Consider the following 24548-nt stretch of genomic DNA (forward strand, 5'->3'; position numbering starts at 1 on the left):
CGGACAATCGACGCGGCGACTCAATAGGATTCCGTCACGCGCCGGCGGACCGCCCAGACGCGTCGCCGTCGCTCTCGGCGTCGCCCGCGCCGCGGTCGGAGAGCGCGCGGTCGACGGACAGCGGCCCGCCGCCGGTCACGAGCAGCGCCGACACGAGACCGAAAAGCGAGATGTGCGCCAGCACGGGGTCGTCCGGCAGGCCGAACAGCGTCGTCGTGAACAGCAGGAAGGCGACGCCGGAGGCCGCTCTGGTGAACGCGCCGGCGACGAGCAGGACGCCGACGAGCGCCTCAGTCAGCCCCGCGCCGACGACCCACAGTTCTGGTGCGACCGGGACGACCGCGGTGAGGTCGTACTTGGCGACGACCGCAAGCGCGTCGCCCGGCTCCATGAGCTTCTGAGCGACGCCGAGGTAGACGAACGTGAGGCCGAGGCCGACCCGGAGAACCGCGGGCACGTAGGCTTCGAGGTGGCGAGTCCGCTCGACGAACGGGAGGGCGACCCGACGATAGAACGGGTCGATGCGGGAGTAGAACGTCCGGTCGTCGGCGGCCATCGAGGCGACGACGTGGTCAGCGCTGGGGCGGCCGCCGCCGACGAGTGCGATGGCGAGGAAGCCCGGCACGTACTCGAACGCGAGGACTAACGCCGGCTCGACCGCCAGTCCGACGAGGTAGGTTCCGAGGCCGACCGCGGCGACGAGGCGCGTCCCGAACCCGAACAGCAGGAGGAACCCGACCGTGATGCCGAACAGTCGGACGAAGACGGGCGACGAGGACTGGACTGCGGGCGAGAAGAAGTAGCCCGAAAACCCCGCGCCGACGAGCGGGAGCCCAACCGCGAGGCGGAGGAGCCACGGGAGAAGCGACTCGTAGGACGCCATCGTTCGGCGGAACGCCCGAACGTCGTTCGGGAGCGGTCGGAACCGAAGGTAGGCCGCACCGGCGACCGCGACACCGACGCCGCCCGCGCCGAGGACGGCGAGATTGAACGGGTCGGTCAGCGCAGCCGACAGAAACGCCGCCACTTCGACGGGGTCGCTCCCCGGCGTCACGTACTTGACGTGCGCGCTCGCGCTCCCCGCCCCCGCCGCGAGGAGCGCGACGAGGCCGGCGAGTCGGGTCGCCCCGCGGACGTGCTGTGTCATGTCCCGGGTTACGACCGAACGAACATAACGGCGCGGGATGAATACAGCCGAAACCGGGCGAGAGAAGGTATGAAACGATTGAATCGGAACGTCACACGTCGAAGACGACGTACGCCTCCCACCCGGCGTCGGTCTCCGCCAGTCGCATCTCGGAGTAGGTGACAGCCTTCACGTCGCGGGCGTCCACGTCGGCGAAGGGGACGCCGCGTGCGGACGCCTCGACGACCCACTCGTCGCCCTCCAGCCGGACGGTTGCCTCGTGGGCCGCGGGGAGGACGCCGCGCACGTCGCGCTCGTAGATGAGTTGGTCGAGGTAGTCGAACAACAGCGCCTCGCGGCCCTCAGCGCGGACGGCGAACGAAAAGCGGTCGCCCGTCTCGGCGGGGTCGTCGCACATCGCGGCGGTGAGCCCGTCGGCGACGGCGGCGAAGACGGCACCGAGGCTCTCGCCGTCGGCCTCGACGGCCACGTCGGCGGTGTGGTCGCGGAGCGTGAATCCCATACCGGAGGGAGGGACGCCGCCGACCCTCGTCCTTTCGGTCGGCGACGGGTTCGCGTCCCGGACCCCCCGCGTTCGCGCGTCGTTCGTGTCGGTGAGCTATCCGGTTTGCCGACGGCGGCTTCGGTCGGACCTGCAAACGGACGGTGGAATTATATTCTCGCTCCGGCTACGACGGGACGTGAGCGTCAACGTGGAGATGCGGGTCGACGCCCCCGGCCAGCGCGAGTACGCCGAGGAGGCGTGGGACCTGAAAGAGCGGATTCGGGTCGAGGAGGGGCTCCTGAAACAGCGCCGGGGCTTCTTCATGGACGCCTACCGCCGGTCGAACACGTATCTCCTCTACGAGAACGACGCGCTCGTCGCGTTCGCCTCCACGCGGCGCGACGGCTACATCCTCTTTCTCGCGGTCTCGCCCGACGCCCGCGGCGAGGGCTACGGCAAGCGACTCGTCGCCGAGGTCGCGAGGGAGCATCCGGTCGTGACCTGTCACGCCCGGACGACGAACACGAACGCCCTCGACTTCTACGAGCGGATGGGCTTCGAGGTCCGCCGCCGCATCGACAACTACTACGAGGACGGCGGGGCCGCCTTCTACCTCCGACTCGGCGAGGAAGCCGGCCTCAGAGAGAAGCTCTCGGAGTTCCTCCGCCGGTAATCGCCTGACAGAACCGTATTCGACGCCGATTCGGAGAGCCGCTGCGCCGCCGTCGACCCGGTTGCGTGTATCCTTAATTTTTATTCACTTCCTAGTATATGTGGTTGATATGTACATCGGAGTGCTCACCGTCCCGCTCGGAGACGAACCCCTCGACGACGCGCTCGACTACCTGTCCGGTATCGGCGTCGACGGCGTCGAACTCGCCGTCGGCGGCTGGCCCGGCGAGGACCACGTCGACCGAAGCGCCGTCCTCGCGGACGACGACGCGCAGGCCGACCTCCTCGACTCGGTCGAGAGCCGAGACCTGCAAATCAGCGCGCTCGCGACGCACAACAACCCGCTTCACCCCGTCGAGGAGACGGCCGCCGAGGCCGACACCGAACTCCGCGAGGCCATCGAACTCGCGGACGCCCTCGACGTGAACACCGTCACCTGTTTCTCGGGACTCCCCGCCGGCGGCCCGAACGACGAGGTACCGAACTGGATTACCGCGCCGTGGCCGACCGAGCACGCCGACGCCCACGACTACCAGTGGGAGGTCGCCGTCGACTACTGGTCGGACCTCGCCGCGTTCGCCGACGACCACGGCGTGGACATCGCCATCGAGATGCACCCGAACATGCTCGTCTACGAGCCCACGGGCATGCTGAAGCTCCGCGAGGCGACGAACGAGCGCATCGGCGCGAACTTCGACCCCTCGCACCTCTACTGGCAGGACATCTCCATCACCGACGCGATTCGGTTCCTCGGCGAGGAGGACGCCATCCACCACTTCCACGCGAAGGACACGAAGGTCTACGAGTCCGAGTCGCGCATCAAGGGCGTCCTCGACACGACCTCCTACGCGGACACCGCCGACCGCTCGTGGCTGTTCCGCTCTATCGGCTACGGCCACGACGAAGGCCACTGGAAGGACGTGGTCTCGACGCTCCGGATGGTCGGCTACGAGGGCGCGCTCTCCATCGAACACGAGGACGCGCTCACGTCGTCCAAGGAGGGCCTCGAAAAGGCCGTCGACGTGCTCTCGCGGGCCGTCTTCGAGACGCAACCCGGCGAAGCCTACTGGGCGGAATAACTCATGTCTGAACCCCTCAAAATCGGCGTTCTCGGCTACCGCTTCAGGCCCACCTTTTTGCGGTTCGGGGCCGCTTCGCGACCCGCTCACCCCAAAAATCTGGACCAAAAAGTGCCGCGAGACTCGGCCTCCGGCCTCGCCCGCGGTACCGCATCGGGCACGGAGGTGGCGCAATGACTGAACCGCTCTCAGTCGGCGTCCTCGGCTACCGCTTCATGGGGAAGGCCCACTCCAACGCGCTCGCCCGCCTGCCGATGTTCTTCCCCGACGCGCCCGACGTGGAGCGCTCCGTCATCGTCGGCCGCAACGAGGAGGCGCTCGCCGACGCCGCAGACCGATTCGGCTTCGAATCGACCGCGACCGACTGGCGCGACGTGGTCGACGACGTGGACGTGTTCTACAACCTCGGCCCGAACCACCTCCACGCCGAACCCTCCGTCGCCGCGCTCGAAGCCGGTGCTAGCGTCTTCTGCGAGAAGCCGCTCGCGCCGACGCTCGACGAGGCCAAGGCGATGCGCGACGCCGCCCGCGCGGCCGACGGCGTCGCCGGCTGCGCGTTCAACTACCGCTTCGTCCCCGCCATCCGGTACGCGAAGGGACTCATCGAAGACGGCGAACTCGGCGAGATTCGGCACGTCCGCGGGCGTTACCTGCAGGACTGGCTCGTCGACCCCGAAGCGCCGTGGTCGTGGCGGAACGATGAGGAACTCGCCGGCTCCGGCGCGCTCGGCGACCTCGGCGCGCACACGGTCGACCTCGCGCGCTTCCTCGTCCGCGACGCCGCGGGCGACATCGAACGCATCTCCGGGCACCTCCAGACGTTCGTCGACGAGCGGCCCGTGCCCGGCGCGGACGAGTACAAGCCCGTGACCGTCGACGACGCCTACACCGCGCAGGCGGAGTTCGGAAACGGCGCGGTCGGGAACTTCGAGGCTTCGCGGTTCGCCGACGGCCACAAGAACGACCACACCATCGAGATTCACGGCTCCGAGGGGAGCCTGCAGTTCTCGCTCGAACGCCTCAACGAACTGGAGGTGAAGACCGGCGACGCCCGCGGCTACGAGACGGTGCTGGTCACCGACGAGGACGACCCCTACCTCGACCACTGGTGGCCGCCGGGCCACGTCCTCGGCTGGGAACACACCTTCGTCCACGAGAACTACGAGTTCCTGTCGGCGGTCGCCGACGGCGGCGACTTCTCGCCCTCGTTCGAGGACGCCTACGAGGTTCAAGAAGTGCTCGACGCCATCGAGCGCTCCGACGAGACCGGCGAGTGGGTCAGCCTCGGCTGACGGCGTCGAAGCGACGAAACCCGAACGAACCGCGGGCGAGTCGCCGCCCGCTCAGAACTCGATGACGCCCTCGTCGGTGATGACCTCGTCGATGAGTTCGACCGGTGTGGCGTCGTAGGCGGGGTTCTCCAGCTCGATGCCCTCGACGGGTTCGAGCATGACCTCGCTGGGCGAGCGAATCTCGTTTTCGAAGCGGAAGCCGCCGTCGACGACCTTCGCGCCCGAGCCGACGACCGTGACCGGCACGCCGACCTCGTTGGCGGCGGCGACGAGCGGGAACGTCCCGATGCGGTTGTAGAGCGTCTCCTCGACGATACAGTCCATGCCGATGATGACGCGGTCGCACTTCGGGAGGAACATCCCCGACGCGCCGTCGACCATCAGGTGCGGCTCGACGTCCTCGATGGCGGCGAGTTCGCGCGCGAACTTCCGGCCGAGGAAGCGCGGGCGGGCCTCGGTCACGTAGGCGGTGAGTTCCGCGCCGTCGGCGACGGCGAGTTCGACGGCCTCCATGACCGTCGAGGAGTAGTCGTGAGTGAGGAACGTCTGGCCGTCCTCGATGGTCGCGGCCGCCTGCTGGGCGGCGTGGCGCTTGCCCGTCTCGACGTTCTCGACCACGCGGTCGATAGTCGCCAAGGTGAGGTCCCGCGCCTCGTCGAGGTCGTCGACCTCGCCTTGGATGCTGTGAAGCACGTCCTGTAAGGCGTTGTACAACGACGCGTGCGACGGGTTCGCCCGCTTGAGCGCGCCGACGTTGCGCTCGAGGTCGCGTTCGAACTCCTCGACGGTCGCGTAGTCGCGCTCCGTCAACTCCGCGAGCGCCCGCGTGGCCTTGACGGCGACGACCGAGGAGCTGTGCGTCTGCATCTCGCGAATCTCCTCGATGGTCTCGTCTATCATACGAGAACGTCGCCGTATCGTGTGAAAGAGTTTCCGGGAGCGAGCGCCGTCGCGGTCGCGGGGGGCGTCCCCGGTCGCCGCGTTCGCGCCGGCCTCAGTCCTCCGCGTCGATGTCGGTGTCTAACTCCGCCTCGGGGGACGTCCCGCCGTCGCCCGCGTTGGTCCGCTTGGCGTAGACGAACAGGACGACGGCGGTCACGAACCAGATGACCGCGCCGACGCGAATCGCGAACTCGGCGCGCGCGCCCCACGTCTGGAGCCCCGCGTTCACGGAGAGGACCGCGACGATGGGCGACCCGACGAGAATCGTCGTGACGAAGGTCATCTGCATGACCCACCCGTAATCGACGCCGTCCGGATTCGAGCGCTCGACTGGTTGCACGGGTAGCAGTATCACGGGGACGGCTAATGCGTGCCGGTTCGCGCTCGCGACCCGCGGTGCCGGCGTTCCGGTGTGCCCCGTCGCTCAGCAGGCGGCGCTTTTGGAGGTCGGCTCGGTCGGAATCTCGTAGTCGACGAGGATACTCGACGACCCGTCTTCGTGTTCGATGACGACCCGGTAGCGCTGGCCCGCCTCGCAAATGGGCTTCAGCGCGCTGTCGGAGCCAGCACCGTCGATGTGGGCGTACTCGCCCGCGGGACCGACCGTCTCGCCGCCGGTCCACACGTCTTCCCACGCGATGCGGTTGTTGGCGTCGTCGACGACGAACACCCGACTGCCGTCTTCGAGACTGCCGAACTCGTGGGTGATGTTGATGTACGCGCCGTTCGCGCCGTTATCCGGGCCGTCGGGGTGGTAGTCCACGTCGAACGACACCTGCGGTTGAGGCTCGGAGAGCACGTCCTCGAACCCCATCACCATCACGCCGACCGTGGCGGCGAGGAGGACGACGATGACGACGAGGAGCGAGACGCCGACGACCGGCGAGAGGCCGCGGGCGGAGCGGTCGTTGGAGGGCGACGAGGCGGGCATGCGTCGTTCGCACAGGCGCGTTCCGCCGAGTAAAGTGTTCCCTCGGTCGCAGGTTCGGGTGAGCGGGCGCAACGAGCGAACCTCGCGCGGCGCGCTGGAGTTGGCTGATAAGGCTGATAACCCGGACGCGCGAACGGCACGCATGGTCACGGTACGGTCCATTCGAGCGAAGGCTGGTAGCGAGCCCATCACGATGCTCACGGCGTACGACGCGCCGACCGCGAGCGTCGTCGACGAGGCGGGAATCGACATCATCCTCGTCGGCGACAGCATGGGCAACACGGCGCTCGGCTACGACTCGACGCTGCCGGTGACCGTCGAGGACGTAGCAAGCCGGACCGCCGCGGTGGCGCGCGCGGCCGACGACGCCCTCGTCGTCGCCGACATGCCGTTCCTCTCGTTCGGCGTGGACGAGGCGTCGAGCGTCGAACACTGCGGTCGGATGCTCAAGGAGGCCGACGCCGACGCGGTCAAACTGGAGTGCGGACCCCACACCGTCGAGCTGACAGAACACCTCGTCCGGCTCGGTATTCCCGTGATGGCCCACCTCGGCTTGACCCCCCAGCGCGTCAAGGAAGTCGGCTACGGCAGGCAGGGGACGGACCGCGACGACGCACAGGTGATTCTCGACCTCGCGAAGGCCCACGCCGACGCGGGCGCGTTCTCGCTCGTCCTCGAACACGTCCCGGCGAACCTCGCAAAACAGGTCACGGAGGCCATCGACATCCCGACGATTGGCATCGGCGCAGGCCCCGACTGCGACGGGCAGGTGCTCGTCGTCGACGACGTGGTCGGGATGAGCGACCGCACGCCGCCGTTTGCGGCCCAGTTCGGCGACGTGAAATCCGAGATGGAGACGGCGGTCGGCGCGTACAGGGACGCCGTCGAGGCCGGCGAGTTCCCGGCCGACGAACACAGCCACGTCGAGGACGACCTCGACGAACTGTACTGAGGAGGCTCGCGTCCGCGCGGCTTCAACTCACGCGATGCGGCTGTCGAGGAACGTTTTCACGGCCTCGTTGAACGCTGCCGGCTGTTCGAGCATCGCAAGGTGCGCGGCGTCTTCGACCGTCTCGAGTTCGCAGTCGGGCATCGTCTCGGCGAGGTACTCGTGGTACGACGGCGGCGTCAGCCGGTCGTACTCGCCGACGAGCGCGAGCGTCGGAACCGAAATCCCCTCGATTTCGTCGCGCACATCGAAGGTGTGACACGACCGGAAATCGCGGCGGGTGACGGCCTGTCCCGCGTCGTACATCGCTTCTTTGGAGCCCTCGACGAGTCGCTCGTCGTCGGTGTGGAACAGTTTGTCTTCCCCGTGAAGGAACGAGACGGCGCGGTCGAAGTCGTCGTCGAGCCAGTTCAGCAGGTCCGAGAGCACGGCGAGTTTCGCGCCCGTGCCGGCGAGGACCAGCGCGTCGAGGTCGAGGTCGCGTTCGAGCGCCAGCGTCAGGACGACCGCGCCGCCGAGCGAGTTGCCGACGAGGACGCTCGCGTCGGTTTCCTCGACCACGGCGACCACGTCGTCGACGTAGGCCGAGAGCGTCTCGTAGCCGACGTCGGCGTTCACGTCGTCGCTGTCGCCGTGGCCGCTCAGGTCCAGTGCGGCGACCGGGTAGTCGCTCGCGAGGCGGAACTGACCGCGCCAGACGCCGTGTGCGCCGCCGCTCCCGTGGACACAGAGAACCGTCGGTCCTTCTCCGCCCGCGTCGCGGTATCGATAGGCTGTCTCTCGTCCGTGGTGGTCCGCCGAGGCCGTCTCCATACCTCGAAACTGGTCGCCGCGAGCCAATAAACCCCCACGCCGGCACCGGGTTTCGGCGGCGGTCCGTCCCGCCTCGGCCGTGCGGGCGACTGCCGTGGCCACTAGTTTGAGGTTACTCCGCCGCGAATAGCACGGTGAGGCGTGACGACTGTGAACCGCAATTCAACCGAAATGCGGCATATCGGTGTCGTCACCCGATCCGTCAGAGAAAGATTTATATATTCAAAACGCTAACCTTGGGTTAGACTTACCATGAGCATGCAACAGTTCGCCGGCGGGAACGAGCGGTTCATTCGCCGGTACGAATACGAAGACTGCTGGGTCATCGCGGCCGACGTGGGCCTCTCGGAAGACGAGGTCGACGTGGACATCGTCGGGTCGACGGCCATCGTCGTGGCCGACCTCGGCGACCGCGTGACCGAGACGGAGTTCGAACTCCCCGCCGGCGGCGACGCCGACGTGGCGGTTCGAAACGGCGTGCTCACCATCACCCTCACCAAGTAAATGAAACTCATCGTCAAACCCCTCAAACAGAAGGACGCCGGTCGCGGACTCGCCGCTATCGACCGAGCCGCGGCCGCGGAACTCGACCTCGAAGGCGGAGATTTCATCCGCATCGACGGTCCGAACGACGGGACCGCCATCGCCCGCGTCTGGCCCGGTTACCCCGAAGACCAGGGAACCGGCATCATCCGCATCGACGGTCGTCTCCGCCAGCAGGCCGGCGTCGGCATCGACGAGCGCGTGGACGTGGAGAAAGCCGACGTGAAGCCCGCAAAGCGCGTCACTATCGCGCTCCCGCAGAACCTCCGCATCGGCGGTAACATCGGGACTTACATCCGCGACAAGCTCTCCGGTCAGCCGGTCGCGCAGGGCCAGAGCGTCCAGCTTCCGCTCGGCTTCGGCTTCATGAGCGCGTCGAACCAGTCGGTGCCAATCAAAATCGCGTCGACCGACCCGGACGGCACCGTCGTCGTCACCGACAACACCGAATTCCAGGTGAGCCAGAAGCCCGCCGAGCAGATCAAGGACTCCGCGCCGGGCGACGACGGCGGTCCCTCCGTCACCTACGAGGACATCGGCGGCCTCGACAAGGAGCTCGAACAGGTCCGTGAGATGATCGAACTCCCGATGCGCCACCCCGAGCTGTTCAAGCGCCTCGGTATCGAGCCGCCGAAGGGCGTTCTCCTGCACGGCCCGCCGGGCACGGGGAAGACCCTCATCGCGAAGGCCGTCGCCAACGAAATCGACGCCTCGTTCCACACCATCTCCGGCCCGGAGATCATGTCGAAATACTACGGGGAGTCCGAAGAGCAACTCCGCGAAATCTTCGAGGAGGCCACGGAGAACTCGCCCGCCATCGTCTTCATCGACGAGATAGACTCCATCGCGCCCAAGCGCAGCGAGGCCGGCGGTGACGTGGAACGCCGCGTCGTCGCCCAACTGCTGTCGCTCATGGACGGCCTCGACGAGCGCGGCGAAGTCGTCGTCATCGGCGCGACCAACCGCGTGGACGCCATCGACAACGCGCTCCGCCGCGGCGGGCGCTTCGACCGCGAAATCGAAATCGGCGTGCCGGACCGCGACGGACGCAAGGAAATCATGCAGGTCCACACGCGGAACATGCCGCTGACCGACGACGTGGACCTCGACGCCTACGCCGACAGCACTCACGGCTTCGTCGGGGCGGACCTCGAATCGCTGGCCAAGGAGTCGGCGATGCACGCCCTGCGGCGCATCCGGCCGCAACTCGACCTCGACGCCGAGGAGATAGACGCCGAGGTGCTCGAAGGCCTCAAGGTCACGGAAGACGATTTCAGACAGGCGCTCAAGAGCATCGAGCCCTCGGCGCTCCGCGAGGTGTTCGTCGAGGTTCCCGACGTGACGTGGGAGGACGTGGGCGGACTCGAACCCACGAAAGAGCGCCTCCGCGAGACCATCCAGTGGCCCCTCGAATACCCCGAGGTGTTCCAGCAGATGGACATGGACGCCGCCAAGGGCGTCCTGATGTACGGCCCGCCGGGGACGGGGAAGACCCTGCTGGCGAAGGCCGTCGCCAACGAGGCGGAGTCGAACTTCATCTCCATCAAGGGCCCCGAACTCCTGAACAAGTTCGTCGGGGAGTCCGAAAAGGGCGTCCGCGAGGTGTTCAAGAAGGCCCGCGAGAACGCCCCGACGGTGGTGTTCTTCGACGAAATCGACTCCATCGCGACCGAGCGCGGTCGCGACTCGTCGAGTTCGGGCGTCACCGAGCGCGTCGTCTCCCAACTGCTCACCGAACTCGACGGCCTCGAAGCGCTCGAAGACGTGGTCGTCATCGCGACGACCAACCGGCCGGACCTCATCGACTCGGCGCTCCTGCGCCCCGGCCGCCTCGACCGCCACGTCCACGTGCCCGTCCCCGACGAGGACGCCCGCCGCGCCATCCTCGACGTGCACACCCGCGAAAAGCCGTTGGCTGACGACGTCGACCTCGATAAAATCGCGTCGAAGACCGACGGCTACGTCGGTGCCGACCTCGAAGCGCTCGCCCGCGAGGCGTCGATGAACGCCTCCCGCGAGTTCATCCGGAGCGTCGAGAAGGAGGACATCGGCGAGAGCGTCGGTAACGTCCGCGTGACGATGGAACACTTCGAGAACGCCCTCGACGAAATCGGCGCGAGCGTCACCGACGACGTGCGCCGCCGCTACGAGGAGATCGAAGAGCGCTTCCAGAAGAGCGAGGTCGAACGCGACCGCGAGACCGAAGTCGGCCGCACCTTCCAGTAAGCGGCCCGCGGCCGTCGCGCGAACTCCCACGTGACCCCGACGACCCTCGCGATTCCGACGATTTTTCGAACTCGACCGCCGAGCGACGGCACCGTCGGCCGCGGACCGACCGGGCGGTTCGCGGTCGCGTTCATCCGACCTACCACCCGACGGGCCACCGCGACCGTCACGTTCATATCACTCCCATCTGCTACGTAGTGGTACGCGGTTCTCGGGATACGCAATAATCAACGAGTTCTACGTTTATTTCACCGGAAATGCGGTGTGTCTCCCGTCGTTTGTAAAGAATGTACTCGGTCAGTAGTTGTCGGTTCGACGCGAGACGGAAACCGGACGGTCCGCCGGGGCGGGGCAGTCGCCCGGTCGAGGCGGCGTCCCCGTTCAGCCGTCCAGTTCGTCGAGATCGGCGAGGATTTCGTCGGCGTGGCCGTCGGGCGAGACGCCCTCGTAGACCCGCTCGATGGTCCCGTCGGGGCCGACGAGATACGAGTTGCGGAAGACGCCGTCGAACGTCTTGCCGAACATGTTCTTTTCGCCGTACGAGCCGTACGCCGAGGAGACGCTGCCGTCTTCGTCCGACAGGAGCGTGAAGGGAAGGTCGTACTTCTCGGCGAACGAGTCGAGGTCCGAAACGGGGTCGTCGCTGATGCCGAGAACCGTCGCGTCGCGTTCCTCGAACTCGTCCCACGAGTCGCGGAAGCCGCAGGCTTCGGTGGTACAGCCCGGCGTGTCGGCGCGCGGGTAGAAGTAGACCACGACGTGTTCGCCGCGGAGGTCGGAAAGCGAGACGAGGTCGCCGCGCTGGTCGGGCAGTTCGAAGTCGGGGGCGTCGTCGCCAATGTCGAGCATAGCCACCAGTTCCGGCGGCGGAAAGAAGGGTCTTTCTCAGTCGAGTTTCTCGGCCGCGCCGCGCTCGACCAGCGGGTCGGCGTTGGCCGCCGGAAGCGTCACCACGTCCTCGGTGGCGAGGTCGTACTCGCGCTCGTCGACGCCGAGGATGGTCCCTACGTCGGCGGTGATGCGGACCGTCTCGCGCTCGTCGGCGAGACCGGAAAGCGGGTCGTCGGCGGACGGTTCAACCGTGTCGGTATCGCCCGCTGACGGGGCCGCGGTCTCCGAGTCTGGTTCGTCCGGCGGAACCGCGGGACCGGAGTCCGAGGGGCCGGAATCGGTCGACACCGCGGCGGCCTCGGTGGCCGGTCGGCCGGGGTCCGGTTGGGGCGTCGACTGCGCGCCCGAAGCGTCGTCGCCGGTTCCGCCGCCCATCGCGTCCGCGAGCACGTCGCCCGCGGCCGAGTCGCCGGTGGGGGTCTCGGAGCCGTCAGCGTCGGTGCCAATGCCGGTCGGCGCGGTCTCCGGGTCGGGTTCGTCCGGTGGAACCGCGGGTCCGGAATCGCCGGGCGCGCCCGGTTCCGCGGTCGTCACGTCGGTCGCGGAAACGGCGTCCTTCGGGGAGTCGGCGGCCGACACGTCTTCGAGCGCGGAGAGCACCGTGCCGCGGTTCTCCTCGATGCGGTCGACGAGGTCGTCGAACAGCCGCTTTTCCTCGTGGGTCAGCCCGTCCGTCTCGGAGGACATCCCCGCGGCCGCGAAGCTCGCGGCCTTGACGACCTTGCCGACGCGGCGCTCGTAGATGGAGGTGACGACCTCCTCCGCGGTCTCGATTTCGTCCGTGAGCCGCCGAATCTCCGGCGAGTAGTGGGTGCCGAGCTGTTCGGCCTTCTGCTCGCGTTTCGCCTTCTGCTCGGCGATGAACTCCGCGACGTCCTCGTAGAACGACTCGCGGAGGTGCTGTAGGCTGTCTTTCTGTCGCTCCGTCCGAAGCACGCTCCTGAGGTCGTCTACGTTCATTCTGTCACCTTCTCGGCTCGACCGCGAGTCATGAGAAACACGCCGAGGCTCTCGTCTACCGACTGCACGCCGGAGTCGAGTGTAAAGCTATCGCCGTCGAACTCGACCTCGCCGGGGTCGGTCACTCTGACGGCGATGTCGCGGCCGCGGAAGCGGTCCGGGACCGCATCGGAGAGGGGGTCGAAGTCGTCGATTTCGTCGCGGTCGAGCGGTTCGACGACGAGTCCCGACCCGCCGTGGAGGCTCTTCGGGAGGCGAATCAGCCGTTTCGTGTCGGTCGTCACGGGTTCGTCTATCGGCGAGGTCTCGTCCTCGACGGTCTCGTGGGCGAGCGCCTCGACCAGCGTCCGGACGCCCGGGCCGCCGGCCTCGACGTTGCCCTCGCGGACGGCGTCGGGGTTGTTCCGGAACGCGCCGAGAATCGTTTTCGCGCGCCCGTCGCCGATACCGTCGAGTTCCTTCAACCGCGAGAGCGCGGCGTCTTCTTCCATCTCCAACAGCGCGTCCACGAACGCGAGGAGTCGCCGGTGGGTCCGCCGGCCCCACCCGCCCTCGGTTCGGAGGACGCGCTGGGTCGTCGTCCCGTGCTGTCGCGTCTCGACGAGCGCGTCGAAGTCGAGGTCGATGGCGCGGATGTAATCGACCACCTCGCGGCGGGCCTCGCTGTCGAGGCCGCGGACCGATTCGTCGCGCACGTGGACGTGGTAGCCGCGGCCGCCGGAGAATACGGCCTGCATCTCCTCGAACGCGAAGTCGTCTTCGAGGAGGCTCAGCAGGTCGAGAAGGGCCTCCTTCCCGGCGTCGAGCATATCGGCGTACCCCGTCGTCTCGGGGTCGACGCCGGGGAGGTGGTCCGCGTCGATGTCGAAGACGAGGTCGGCCTCGCGCCAGTCCTTGTCGTCCATCGAGGCCGCGCCGGGGTCCGAAAACCGGGCCGACGAGAAGTAGACGTGCCGGGGCGCGCTCCGGGCGAGGTAGTCCGAGAGGTCGCCGAGGTCGAGAAGCGACTGGTGGCGGTGCATCCGCGTGCCGCCGGCCGACCACGGGATGACCCCCCACTCCCGTTCGCCCGGCGCGGGCGGGAGCGGAACGTCGGTGCTCCGGTAGTAGTCACCGAAGCGACCTTCGAGGTACTCACGAGTGCGCCCGTCCATACATCTCGGGTTCCAGAGGCGCGGGTAAAGCCATTACGTCTCCCCACGGCCGTGGTCGTTTCTCTCACGTCCGTGATGTGAGTATGCTTATCATTGACGTTCGTGTATGAAGCGGTGTGACCGACATGGAGTACACCTACCTCGGCGACACCGGCCTCGAAGTCTCACGGCTCTGTCTGGGCTGTATGAACTTCGGCTCCAGCGCGGAGTGGATGATGAACGACAGGCAGGCGAGTCTCGACCTCCTCGACAACGCGCTCGACGCCGGCATCAACTTCCTCGACACGGCGAACGCCTACTCCCGCGGGGAGTCGGAGGAAATCGTCGGCGAGGCCATCGCCGAGCGCGACCGCGAGGAGCTCGCCATCGCGACGAAGGTTTACTTCCCGATGGGTGACGGGCCGAACAAGTCCGGGCTCTCGCGCAAGCACATCATCGACCAGGCGCACGCGAGCCTCGACCGACTCGGCACCGACTACATCGACCTCTACCAGATACACCGCTGGGACGACGGCGTTCCCATCGAGGAGACGCTCTCGGCGCTCGACTACCTCGTCGAAGAGGGGCTCGTCCGCTACGTCGGCGCGAGCACGATGACCTCGTACCAGTTCACGAGGGCGCTGTACACCGCCGACGTGGAGAACTTCGAACGCTTCGCCTGCATGCAACCGGAGTACAACGCGGTCGACCGCCACGAGGAGGCGAACCTGCTTCCGGTCTGCGAGGGCGAGGGCATCGGCGTCATCCCGTGGTCGCCGCTCGCGGGCGGCTTCCTCACGGGCAAGTACGAGCGCGACGCCGAGGTCCCGGCGGACACGCGCGCGGACTCGGACGAGTACACGTCGAACCGCTTTACCGACGAGAACTGGGGCATCCTCGACGCGATTCGCTCGCTCGCCGAGGAGAAAGGGGCGACGCCCGCGCAGGTGTCGCTCGCGTGGCTCCTCCACAAACCCGTCGTGGACGCGCCCATCATCGGGCCGCGCCGACTCGACCACCTCGAAGAGAACGTCGGCGCGCTCGACGTGGACCTGAGTGAAAACGATATCGAGCGAATCGAAGCCCCAAAGACGCCGCGGTGGCCCGCGCCGGGTAAAGACTAAGCGTCAACGGCGCTATATTTTATAAACAATCGTTACAAATACTCTATTGATTGAATTCCGGACTGCCGAGACTATTGACAAGTAATTTACTACAACACCGGTAGTGGCCAGCACCAAAACTATAAATAATCACTAATTGTAGAATACAGACTGTAATGGTTGATGCTGACTCACGCAAGGGCAAGCGTACTGGCGTCTCTCGACGCAATTTTGTGAAGGCGGCCGGCGCATCGGGCGTCGCCGTCGGACTGGCCGGGTGCATTAGCACCGGCGGTGGAGACGGCAACGGCGGCGGAAACGGTGGCACCGACACCGACACCGACACGCCGATTAACACCGAAGAGACCACCGACGACATCACGCTTCAGTGGGCCGCCGACACCCGCGTCGCGGAGGCGGAAGAGGAAGTCGTGCAGGCGCTCCGGGACGCCGGCCTCCCGGAGAACATCGATATCGACATCCTCGCCGGGTCGCAGGTGACGGACAACCGGCAGGCACAGTACCAGCAGTGGCTCTCCGGTGGTCGCTCGGAGCCGACGCTGCTCATGATGGACAGCGGGTGGACGATTCCGTTCATCGCGCGGAACCAACTGCAGAACCTCTCGCAGTCGCTCCCGGAGGAGATGACCAGTACCATCGAAGAGGAGTACTTCGAGGCCAGCGTCTCGACGGCGAAGGGGTCGAACGGCGACCTCTACGGCCAGCCGCTGTTCCCCGACTTCCCGACGGTCCAGTACCGAAAGGACCTGCTCCGAAACGCGGGCTACACCGACGAGGACTTCTCGACGTGGGCGACCGAGTCCATGTCGTGGGAAGACTTCTCGCGCGTCACGAAGGAGGCGCTCGACGCCAACCCCGACATCGAGAACGGGTTCACGTTCCAGGCGAACGTCTACGAGGGCCTGTCGTGCTGTGACTTCAACGAGTTCATGACCTCGTACGGCGGCGCGTACTTCGGCGGCCGCGAGAACCTGTTCGGCCCCATCGGTGACCGCCCCATCACGGTCGAAGAAGAGCCGGTCATCAACGCGATTCGGATGGTCCGGACGCTCATCCACGGCGAGGACGACGAGTACGCCCTCGACGGCATCACGGGCGGCATCTCGCCCGAGGCGGTCCTCCAGTGGACCGAGGACCCGTCCCGACAGCCCTTCACGACGGGCAACGCGGTCATGCACCGCAACTGGCCGTACTCCATCGTCATCAACGGCGCGGAGCCGTCGGAGGAGAACGACCAGACCGGCTTCGGCGAGGACCTCGGCGTCATGCCGATTCCGTACGGCGTCACCGCCGACGAGGCCCAGTACGAGGGCACCGGCGGCCCCGTCGCCGCCCTCGGCGGCTGGCACATGACGATGAACCCGAACTCCTCGGACGAACAGAAGCAGGCCGCGGTGCAGGTGCTTCGGACGATGCAGACCGAGCAGTTCCAGCTGGACATGTTCCGCATCATCGGCTGGATTCCGCCGCGCCCGTCGCTGCTCGAATCCGACCAGGCCGCCGAGGTGCCCATCATCGGCCGCTACCTCGACGCCCTGAAGGTCGCCGGCGAGAACGCGATTCCCCGCCCGGTCACCGTCGTTTGGCCGCAGCAGTCCGGCCGCATCTCCCAGGAGGTCAACGCCGCGTTCGCCCAGGAGAAATCCCCCGAACAGGCGATGTCCGACCTCGCATCACAGCTCGAACAGATCGAGCAGAACGCGTAGAGCAACGTCTTTACCGAGACGTAACAAACATACACGTTATCATTTGACATGGCTACCGAACAACAATCAGGGGAGACACTTTCCGACACCCGGAGGAGCGGCCCGTACGCCTCGGCCATCAACTGGATGGAGTCGCTTTCCGAGACGCAGTTCGCGTACCTGCTTCTGACGCCCGCACTCGTCCTCTTGGGGGTAATCGCCGTCTACCCGCTGGTCTCGACGTTCAGCATGTCGCTGTTCGCCGACCGGCTGACGGGGACCGCGCGACTCGGCGAGTTCGTCGGACTGCAGAACTACGTGGACCTGTTCACCGGCGCGCGCAACTACGCGCTTCCGTCGCAGTTCCTCCCGACGTTCAGCTCGGAGTTCCCCTTCGTCACGAACATCTACTCCAGCGCGCTCGCGGTGACGCTCATCTTCACCGTGTTCAGCGTGCTGTTCGAAACGCTCATCGGCTTCGGTCAGGCGCTCATCCTCGACCAGGACTTCCGCGGTCGCCGCTGGGTCCGCGTCGCCATCATCATCCCGTGGGCCGTTCCTATCGTCATCCAGGGGATGATCTGGTACCTGATGTTCCAGCCGAACATCGGATTCCTCGTCGGCACGAGCGAGAACCCGGCGCTGTTGAACCAGCTCGGTCTCATCGGCACGACGCCGCTTCGGAACACCGCCGACGCGCTGTTCCTCATCATCGTGGCCGACGTGTGGAAGACCTCGGCGTTCATGGCGCTTCTCATCCTCGCGGGGATGCAGAGCATCGACCGGTCGCTGTACGACGTGGCGAAGGTCGCCGGCGCGTCGCGCTGGCAGCAGTTCAAGCTCATCACCTTCCCGCTCATCCTGCCGACGGTGCTCGTGGCGATGCTGTTCCGCACTATCGACGCGATGCGCGTCTACGGTATCATCCAGACCATGGCCGGCTGCCAGACGGTCCCGTCGTTGTCGTGTCTCGTCGTCACGACGTTCAACACGCCGCTGTACGGGACCTCGGCGACCGTTGCGTTCGTCACCGCGGGCATCATCGCCGTCGTGGTCTCGGTGTACATCGTGAACTTCGCTAGCGAGGGTCTCTAAGATGTCCAGCGAAACTTCGGGAGCCGGCATCGGCTCCGACGACGCCGACATGGAACAGGGGCCGCTCGGCCGCTGGGTCGACTCCGCCATCAAGAACCCCGACAGGGTCTACCGCGCGATGTTCTACGTCGCGATGCTGTTCTTCCTGGTGACGACCCTGTTCCCGTTCTACTGGCTGCTCGTGCTCGCGCTCACGCCGAACAACCTCATCGCCAACATGGGGCTCGTACCGAAGGGGTTCAACCCCGAGGTGTTCCTCGCGATGTTCGAACGGGTGCCGTTCCACCTGTACATGTTCAACAGCTTCGTGCTGGGCATCACGACCACCGTGCTCGTGTTGCTCATCGCCAGCCTCGCGGGGTACGTCTTCGGCCGCCTCCGGTTCCCCGGAAAGGGCGTGCTGATGCTCGGCATCCTCGCCATCAGCTACTTCCCGCCGGCGGCGTTCCTCATCCCGCTTTTCGAACTGTTCACCGGGAACACGGCGATTAGCATCGGGATGGTGACGATATCGACGCCGGACCTGTTCAACACGCCGGCACCGATGGTGTTCCCGTTCAGCGCGCTGTTCCTGCCGCTGTCGATATTCATCCTCACGACCTTCTACGGGCAGATTCCCGACGGGTTGGAGGACGCGGCGCGGGNGGGCGCGCTGTTCCGCGTCATCGTGCCGCTTTCGGCACCCGGCGTGGCGACCGCGGGCGTCCTCACGTTCATCAGCGTCTACAACGAGTTCTTCTTCTCGTTCCTGATGAACAACGGCGAGGCCGACTCGTGGGCGCCCATCGTCGCGGGTATCCTGAAGTATCAGGGGCAGTTCGACACCCCGTACAACCTGATGGCCGCCGCCTCCATCGTGGGGGTCTTACCCGTGGCCATCCTTGTCATCATCGCGCAGGAACGCATCGTGAGTGGACTGACTGCAGGAGCGCTGAAGGAGTAACCATGGGAGACGTAACACTCGAACACGTAAGCAAGTACTACGACGACGTAACGGCGGTCGACGACATGAACCTCGACATCGAAGACGGAGAATTCATCTGTCTCGTCGGTCCGTCGGGGTGCGGGAAGTCGACGACCATGGAGATGATTGCGGGCCTCACCATCCCCTCCGAGGGGAAGGTGTTCATCGGCGACCGCGAGGTGACGAACCTCCCGCCGAAGGACCGCGGGGTCGCGATGGTGTTCCAGAACATCGCGCTGTTCCCCCACATGGACGTCTACGACAACATCTCCTTCGGGCTCCGCCTCCGCAACTACGACAAGGAGGAAATCGAGCGCCGCGTCGAGCGCGCCGCCGAAATCGTTCAACTCCAGGGAATGCTCGAACGCATGCCCGACGAGATGTCCGGCGGGCAGCGACAGCGCGTCGCCATCGCCCGCGCCATCGTCCGCAATCCCGGCGTCTTTCTGATGGACGAGCCGCTGGCGAACCTCGACGCGAAGCTCCGGGTCCACATGCGGACCGAACTCCAGCGCCTACACAAGGAACTGGACACGACCATCATCTACGTCACCCACGACCAGGCGGAGGCGATGACGATGTCCGACCGCATCGCGGTCATCGACTCGGGACAGCTCCAGCAGATCGACCCGCCGCTGGTCTGTTACAACGAACCCGCGAACCTGTTCGTCGCCGGCTTCATCGGCTCGCCGTCGATGAACTTCCTCAACGGCGAGGTCACGGAAGGCGGGTTCGTCTCGACCAACATCGACGTGGAGTTCGACCCCGCGAACCTCGGCATCGAGGCGGGGACCGACGTCACGATGGGCATCCGCCCCGAGGACGTGTACCTCGTCGGCGACGAGGCGCTCGTGTCGAACCCCAGCCACAGTATCGATGCCGTGACCGACGTGCTCGAACCGATGGGCGACGAGATATTCGTCTACCTGAAGCTCTCGGAGTCGGCCGAGACGAACCTCGAAGACACGAGCGGCGTCGCCAACGACCAACTGCTGATGAGCGTCGCACCCGACACCGACATCGAGGAGGACGAGGACGTGACGGTCGTCCTCGACCGCTCGCGCGTCCACCTCTTCGACACCGAGACGGGCGAGGCCATCAGCCACGGCATCGAGACGCCCGTCCAGACGAGCGGCGCGCCCGGCACGGAAGCGGAAAGCGACGACTGACGCGCCCGTAAAACGGCTCGTGTCGGTTCGTCTCCGGTCGCCCGCTCGCAACTCGCACAGCCCGCACAACGCTTATCGGAGCCACACCACATCACACATCCATGGTCAACGAACTCGGTCTGTTCTACCTCGGCGGGATGACGGTCCTGTTTTTCTTCTGGGCCTACGGCATCGTCTCGTTCCTCCTCGACCTGAAGAACAAGTTCATCCCGAAGGGCAAGCAGTACCTCCGCGGGCGACGCCGACTCAAGGAGGAAAAGCGCCGCGAGGAAGAGCGCAAAGAGCGCGAAGAACAGCTCTACTGACGCCCAGTCTCGACCCGTGCCAGTCGCCTCGTCCCGCCTCGTCGTTCGCCTCACCCCGCGTCCCGAACGCCGTCTGACCGGGCGCTCGCGGTCGATTCTGGCAATTCAGACCAAAGAACGTGAAACTTAACACCACCTGTAGTTAATCATCGAATCATGAGTACGGAATCATCGGTCCGAGTCGGTATCGTCGGACTCGGAAACATCGGACACCACCACGCAGACCGCCTCGCCGACCTCGGCGCGACTCTCGTCGGCGGCCTCGACATCCAGGCGGACGCCCGTCGCCGCTTCGCGGAGAAGTACGACGTGAACACCTACGAGGAGAAGTCGGAGCTGTTCGGGGAGGTCGACGCGGTCATCATCACCACGCCGAACCGCTTCCACGAGGAGTACGCCGTCGCCGCGCTCGACGCGGGCCTCGACGTGCTGCTCGAAAAGCCGCTCGCGCACTCGCTCGAATCGGCCGAGCGAATCGCCGAGGCGGCCGAGGAGGCCGACGGCTTCTGCATGGTCGGCTTCAACAACCGCTTTGCCAACCCCGTCGAGGTCGTCCGCCACCACTACGAGGAGGGCCGCTTCGGCGACGTCACCCACGTCGAGGCCAACTACGTCCGCCGCCGCGGCATCCCCGGCCGCGGGTCGTGGTTCACCTCCAAGAAAGTCGCCGGCGGCGGTTCGCTCATCGACATCGGCGTCCACGCCATCGACCTCGCGCTCTACTTCCTCGACTTCCCCGAGGTCGTCGAGGTCTCCGGCGTCACCCGCTCGGAGTTCGGCGACCGCGACGACTACACCTTCGTCGAGATGTGGGGCGACGACGTCGGGCCGGAGGCGTTCGACGTGGACGACTCCGCGAGCGCCTTCATCCGCACCGAGGAGGGGACGACCATCTCCCTCGAAGTCGCGTGGGCGACGAACCGCCCGACCAACGACGAGTTCTTCCTCCGCGGCACGGAGGGCGGCGTGCGCTTCGACCGCGCGAGCCACGACCTCCAGTTCTACGAGGACGGCGTCGGCGGCGGCAACCACCTCTCGACGGCCGACGTAGAGACGCAGGACAACGACACCCACAAGACCGAACAGGAGGCGTTCCTCGCGGCCGTCGCCGAGGGCGAACACCCCGGCCGCAACACGGTCGAACAGGGGCTCGCCGTCCAGCGCGTCATCGACGCCATCTACCGCTCGTCGGAGACGGGGAAGGCGGTCCGCCTCGACGCGGTCGAGACCGAGACGCCCCCGGCGAACTGACCACCGCGAACGCGAACACCTCTCAGTCCCACTTTTCACACCATGTCCGTCATCGACTCACTCAAGCGCCCGGAACACACCGGCGAGAACCGCTGTCTCCCGTGTACCGCCGTCAACGTCGCGCTGGTCGTCCTCGTCGGCCTCGCGGTCAGCGTGCTCTCGCCGCTGGTCGGTTTCGTCGTCCTCGTCGGCGGCGCGCTCGCAGTGTACCTGCGGGGCTACGTCGTCCCCGGCACGCCCTCGTTCGCGCCCCGAGTCGTCTCTGCGCTCGGTCTCGCCGGCTACTTCGACCACGGCGTCGACGCCCCCGACCGCCGGTCGGAGTCGCTCGACGCCAACGTCGACCCCGACGTGATGCTCTCGACGCTCCTGAACGCCGGGGTGCTCGTCGAGGAGGAAGACGGCCTGTTCCTCGCCGACGACGCCCGCGAGGAGTGGGAGTCGACGATGGCGACGCTCCGGAAGACCACGGACGAGGAACTCGCCGAGGCAGTCGCCAACGCGGTCCCGTTCGAGGCGACCGTCGACGCCGAGTTCGGAGGCATCTCGCTAGACGGCCCCTCGATGTCCGTGTGGATTTCCCGGCCGCAGGCCATCGCGGACGTGGCGACGCTCTACACGGTCGTCGAGCGCGGCGTCGACCCGATGGTCGCGCTCGCGGCCACGGAACCGATGCGGATGTTCACCGAGGTCTGTCCGGACTGCGGCGGCGCGGTCGAGGAGACGACGACGCGCAACTGCTGCGGCGGCACCGCGGGGCTGTACGACTCGCCGGAACACGAGGTCCTCGGCTGTGCGGACTGCGGCGCGGTCGTCTACGAGTTCCCCGACGAGTAGCCGTCGCTGGCGGGGACTAGTCGAGCGGAAAAGACGCGAGCGGAAACTGACGACGCGGCTTCAGACGATTTCGTCGCGGTTCGGAACCTCGTCGCGGCCGAGCAGAATCTCCTGTCCTTCGACGTCTTCGAGCGCGGCGACCAGCCCGCCGACCTCGACGACGCCCTCTTCGGTCTCGATGTGGAGCGACGCGACCTCCTCCGTGTCCTCGAAGGCCGTCTCGATGACGCGCCCTTCGACCACGATGGGGTCGCCGGTCTCGATGTCGCGGCCGGAGACGGAGGCGTAGAAGTCGCCTTCTATCTCGCGGATGTCCTTGACGGCCCGGCGGATGGAGGCGTAGCGGCGCGGGAACGGCCGGCGCTTGCCGTTGGCGACGATGGTCTCGGCGGTGCTCCAGAGGACGGTCCCGAAGAAGCCGCTCACGAGGAAGCCGAGCGCGGAGCGGTTGAAGATGACGCCGTAGCGGTCGCGGTCGTCGCGGAGGGCGTCTTGGGTCGCGTAGATGGAGTACTCGCCGTCGGCGACCGCGAGGACGGGCGAGGTGATGCCGCGGCGGGCGCGGGCGATGGTCGCCACGTCGAGGTAGTTGAACTCGTCCGGGTCGGGCGCGCGGGAGGCGGGCGTGACGAGCAGGTCGATGCTGACGCCGCTGTCGATGGCCGCCGCGAGGTCATCGCGGAAGCGACGAAGCAGGTCGGGCGTCAACGAGAGCACGAGTTCGTACTCCGCGGCCTCGATAATCTCCTCGATGTAGCGGAGGATGGTCGACCGCGACTTGACGAGCGAGACGGCCTCGGTGTCGCGGGCCGGGGCGGTGTAGCGCGCCTCTAACTCCTCGATGAGCTCCTCCAGCGAGGTCTTGACGTTCGCGAAGGCGTCGTCGGGATCGACTGCGACGATTTTCATCGGCCGCGACTCGCGGAGCTCGACGAGGCCGCGGTCCGACAGGCTCCGGACCGTGTCGTACACCCGCGGCTGGGGGATGCTGGTTCGGTCGGCGATTTCGCTCGCCGTCAACTGTCCGTGTTCGAGGACGGCCAGATACGCGTCTATCTCGTACTCGCCGAGGTTGAAGCGCTCACCGACTCGCTCCATGGTGAGCCGCAGTTCGTCAGCCATGGTCGTGACGTGTACGGCATCACCTAAATCATTTACTGAAATCCGAGTAGCACAAAATTCCGAAAACAAGTGGCACAAACGGTAGCAGACCGGCTGTCGGACGCTATTTGACGGCGGGCGGGTCGGCGCTCACATGTACATCCGGTCGTCGGGGAGGTCGGCCTCGCTGTCGTGGAGTCGCTCGGCGAGTTCGGCGTAGTACTGCTGGACCTCGGCCGCGAACGACTCCAGCGGCGAGGAGTCGACGCCGAGGTCGTACACCTCGTTGGCGGCGTCGACGAGTCGAATCGTCGCCTCTACGTCGGGGACTTGAGCGTGAACCGGCGTGACGTAGACGCCGACGCCGAGGGGCGACCCGATGCCGCGCTCGACGAGCGCCGCGTTGGTGCCGTCGAAGAAGCCCCGACCCATCGGAGGGATGTCGCTGTCGGCGAGTCGCGCTTCGCGGTAGTCGTCGGTGGCGATGTAGAACACGCGGTGTTCGTCGGGGCCGTGAGCCATCGGAATCCCCGAGAGGACCGCGAGTTCCTCGACTTGATTGTGCTCTGTCCACTCGAGGATGGCGTTGCCGAACTGGGTGCCGTGGACGGCCGGGACGAACAGCTCGCCGACGAGGACGGTCACGTCGAGGTCCTCGCGGGAGAACAGCCGGGTGTGATGCCGAGGGCGGCCGTTCTCGAATGGAGTCACCGCCGGGAGGCCCTCGACGGTGAGGTGGCCAGTCTGTTCGAGGTCGAGGTGGTCGACGATGAAGTCGACGGCCGTGAGACCGGCGAGTCCGAACGACGAGAAGCCGCAGAGGAGCGCTCGGCTGGGCGGCGTCTCGTGGGTGATGCGGAAGTCCGGTCCGGGCGTCGTCACGTGGTTCATGCGCTCTCTACGCCCCGGTGACACTTAGCCGTTCACCGCGACCGGAACCCTCGGAGTAACAACC

The 24548-nt window shown here is 66.5% G+C and carries 25 protein-coding genes; 14 read left to right on the forward strand and 11 right to left on the reverse strand.

Going from position 1 to position 24548, the window contains the following annotated elements:
- Positions 1 to 34: 34 nt before the first annotated feature.
- Positions 35 to 1147 carry a DoxX family protein gene (locus C457_RS12310; protein ID WP_008095057.1) on the reverse strand — a complete coding sequence of 371 codons (1113 nt, stop codon included), beginning with the start codon at positions 1145 to 1147 and terminating at the stop codon, positions 35 to 37.
- 91 nt (positions 1148 to 1238) lie between these two features.
- Positions 1239 to 1649, reverse strand: a complete 411-nt coding sequence (locus C457_RS12315; RefSeq protein WP_004042904.1) for an archease — start codon at positions 1647 to 1649, stop codon at positions 1239 to 1241.
- A gap of 178 nt (positions 1650 to 1827) precedes the next feature.
- On the opposite strand from C457_RS12315, the gene C457_RS12320 reads away from it, so the two are divergent.
- From C457_RS12320 to C457_RS12330, 3 genes are all read left to right on the forward strand, one after another.
- Positions 1828 to 2304, forward strand: coding sequence for a GNAT family N-acetyltransferase (locus tag C457_RS12320; protein WP_004969418.1), 477 nt, complete (start codon positions 1828 to 1830; stop codon positions 2302 to 2304).
- 109 nt (positions 2305 to 2413) lie between these two features.
- The gene (locus C457_RS12325; protein WP_004974649.1) at positions 2414 to 3382 is read left to right on the forward strand and encodes a sugar phosphate isomerase/epimerase family protein; all 969 of its coding nucleotides are present in this window, start codon (positions 2414 to 2416) and stop codon (positions 3380 to 3382) included.
- A 173-nt stretch (positions 3383 to 3555) separates the two neighbouring features.
- Positions 3556 to 4674: a Gfo/Idh/MocA family protein gene (locus C457_RS12330; protein WP_008095062.1), complete on the forward strand. Its 1119-nt coding sequence runs from the start codon at positions 3556 to 3558 to the stop codon at positions 4672 to 4674.
- A gap of 51 nt (positions 4675 to 4725) precedes the next feature.
- Here C457_RS12330 and C457_RS12335 read toward each other — a convergent pair whose 3' ends face one another.
- The 3 genes from C457_RS12335 to C457_RS12345 form a co-directional block, all read right to left on the reverse strand.
- Complete coding sequence (locus tag C457_RS12335) at positions 4726 to 5574, reverse strand: translation initiation factor eIF-2B (protein ID WP_008095064.1); 849 nt, start codon at positions 5572 to 5574, stop codon at positions 4726 to 4728.
- A 94-nt stretch (positions 5575 to 5668) separates the two neighbouring features.
- Positions 5669 to 5905, reverse strand: a complete 237-nt coding sequence (locus C457_RS21055; protein ID WP_008095065.1) for a DUF5822 domain-containing protein — start codon at positions 5903 to 5905, stop codon at positions 5669 to 5671.
- Positions 5906 to 6040: 135 nt separating this feature from the next.
- A complete protein-coding gene (locus C457_RS12345) occupies positions 6041 to 6547 on the reverse strand; it encodes a type IV pilin (RefSeq protein ID WP_008095068.1) in 507 nt (168 codons plus the stop codon).
- A gap of 142 nt (positions 6548 to 6689) precedes the next feature.
- On the opposite strand from C457_RS12345, the gene panB reads away from it, so the two are divergent.
- On the forward strand, positions 6690 to 7499 hold the full coding sequence (gene panB / locus C457_RS12350) for a 3-methyl-2-oxobutanoate hydroxymethyltransferase (RefSeq protein WP_008095070.1): 810 nt from the start codon (positions 6690 to 6692) through the stop codon (positions 7497 to 7499).
- Between the two features lie 27 nt (positions 7500 to 7526).
- On the opposite strand, the gene C457_RS12355 is transcribed toward panB, so the two are convergent.
- Positions 7527 to 8309, reverse strand: coding sequence for an alpha/beta fold hydrolase (locus C457_RS12355; protein ID WP_008095072.1), 783 nt, complete (start codon positions 8307 to 8309; stop codon positions 7527 to 7529).
- 252 nt (positions 8310 to 8561) lie between these two features.
- On the opposite strand from C457_RS12355, the gene C457_RS12360 reads away from it, so the two are divergent.
- Both C457_RS12360 and C457_RS12365 read left to right on the forward strand, forming a co-directional pair.
- Positions 8562 to 8813 carry an Hsp20/alpha crystallin family protein gene (locus C457_RS12360; protein ID WP_008095074.1) on the forward strand — a complete coding sequence of 84 codons (252 nt, stop codon included), beginning with the start codon at positions 8562 to 8564 and terminating at the stop codon, positions 8811 to 8813.
- Positions 8814 to 11078 carry a CDC48 family AAA ATPase gene (locus C457_RS12365; RefSeq protein WP_008095076.1) on the forward strand — a complete coding sequence of 755 codons (2265 nt, stop codon included), beginning with the start codon at positions 8814 to 8816 and terminating at the stop codon, positions 11076 to 11078. It abuts the gene before it with no gap.
- Positions 11079 to 11459: 381 nt separating this feature from the next.
- Here the strand turns inward: C457_RS12365 and bcp are convergent, their stop codons facing one another.
- Genes bcp through priS form a run of 3 tightly spaced genes read right to left on the reverse strand, consistent with a single transcriptional unit; the run spans position 11460 to position 14083 of the window.
- A complete protein-coding gene (gene bcp / locus C457_RS12370; protein ID WP_008095077.1) occupies positions 11460 to 11927 on the reverse strand; it encodes a thioredoxin-dependent thiol peroxidase in 468 nt (155 codons plus the stop codon).
- Positions 11928 to 11963: 36 nt separating this feature from the next.
- The gene (locus tag C457_RS12375; RefSeq protein ID WP_008095080.1) at positions 11964 to 12929 is read right to left on the reverse strand and encodes a DNA replication complex subunit Gins51; all 966 of its coding nucleotides are present in this window, start codon (positions 12927 to 12929) and stop codon (positions 11964 to 11966) included.
- Positions 12926 to 14083, reverse strand: coding sequence for a DNA primase small subunit PriS (gene priS / locus C457_RS12380; RefSeq protein WP_008095082.1), 1158 nt, complete (start codon positions 14081 to 14083; stop codon positions 12926 to 12928). The genes C457_RS12375 and priS overlap by 4 nt, the downstream gene beginning before the upstream one ends.
- A gap of 125 nt (positions 14084 to 14208) precedes the next feature.
- On the opposite strand from priS, the gene C457_RS12385 reads away from it, so the two are divergent.
- The 8 genes from C457_RS12385 (at position 14209) to C457_RS12420 (ending at position 22492) form a co-directional block, all read left to right on the forward strand.
- Entirely contained in the window at positions 14209 to 15186 is a 978-nt protein-coding gene (locus C457_RS12385; protein WP_049913603.1) for an aldo/keto reductase, read from the forward strand.
- A 155-nt stretch (positions 15187 to 15341) separates the two neighbouring features.
- A complete protein-coding gene (locus C457_RS12390) occupies positions 15342 to 16892 on the forward strand; it encodes a substrate-binding domain-containing protein (protein ID WP_083864295.1) in 1551 nt (516 codons plus the stop codon).
- Positions 16893 to 17018: 126 nt separating this feature from the next.
- Positions 17019 to 17966 carry a carbohydrate ABC transporter permease gene (locus C457_RS12395; RefSeq protein ID WP_008095088.1) on the forward strand — a complete coding sequence of 316 codons (948 nt, stop codon included), beginning with the start codon at positions 17019 to 17021 and terminating at the stop codon, positions 17964 to 17966.
- A gap of 1 nt (position 17967) precedes the next feature.
- Positions 17968 to 18909 (forward strand): carbohydrate ABC transporter permease, encoded by a 942-nt coding sequence (locus C457_RS12400; protein ID WP_008095090.1) that lies wholly within the window; start codon positions 17968 to 17970, stop codon positions 18907 to 18909.
- A gap of 2 nt (positions 18910 to 18911) precedes the next feature.
- The gene (locus tag C457_RS12405; RefSeq protein ID WP_008095091.1) at positions 18912 to 20099 is read left to right on the forward strand and encodes an ABC transporter ATP-binding protein; all 1188 of its coding nucleotides are present in this window, start codon (positions 18912 to 18914) and stop codon (positions 20097 to 20099) included.
- Between the two features lie 101 nt (positions 20100 to 20200).
- Positions 20201 to 20404: a hypothetical protein gene (locus C457_RS12410; RefSeq protein WP_004042869.1), complete on the forward strand. Its 204-nt coding sequence runs from the start codon at positions 20201 to 20203 to the stop codon at positions 20402 to 20404.
- A gap of 156 nt (positions 20405 to 20560) precedes the next feature.
- Entirely contained in the window at positions 20561 to 21655 is a 1095-nt protein-coding gene (locus C457_RS12415; RefSeq protein WP_008095092.1) for a Gfo/Idh/MocA family protein, read from the forward strand.
- A gap of 42 nt (positions 21656 to 21697) precedes the next feature.
- A complete protein-coding gene (locus tag C457_RS12420; RefSeq protein WP_008095093.1) occupies positions 21698 to 22492 on the forward strand; it encodes a hypothetical protein in 795 nt (264 codons plus the stop codon).
- A gap of 60 nt (positions 22493 to 22552) precedes the next feature.
- Here the strand turns inward: C457_RS12420 and trmB are convergent, their stop codons facing one another.
- Both trmB and C457_RS12430 read right to left on the reverse strand, forming a co-directional pair.
- Positions 22553 to 23614: an HTH-type sugar sensing transcriptional regulator TrmB gene (trmB, locus tag C457_RS12425; protein ID WP_004974690.1), complete on the reverse strand. Its 1062-nt coding sequence runs from the start codon at positions 23612 to 23614 to the stop codon at positions 22553 to 22555.
- Between the two features lie 129 nt (positions 23615 to 23743).
- Positions 23744 to 24484 carry a proteasome assembly chaperone family protein gene (locus tag C457_RS12430; protein ID WP_008095094.1) on the reverse strand — a complete coding sequence of 247 codons (741 nt, stop codon included), beginning with the start codon at positions 24482 to 24484 and terminating at the stop codon, positions 23744 to 23746.
- Between the last annotated feature and the right edge of the window lie 64 nt (positions 24485 to 24548).

Origin of the sequence: Haloferax prahovense DSM 18310, from assembly GCF_000336815.1 — an archaeon.
Lineage (GTDB): Archaea > Halobacteriota > Halobacteria > Halobacteriales > Haloferacaceae > Haloferax > Haloferax prahovense.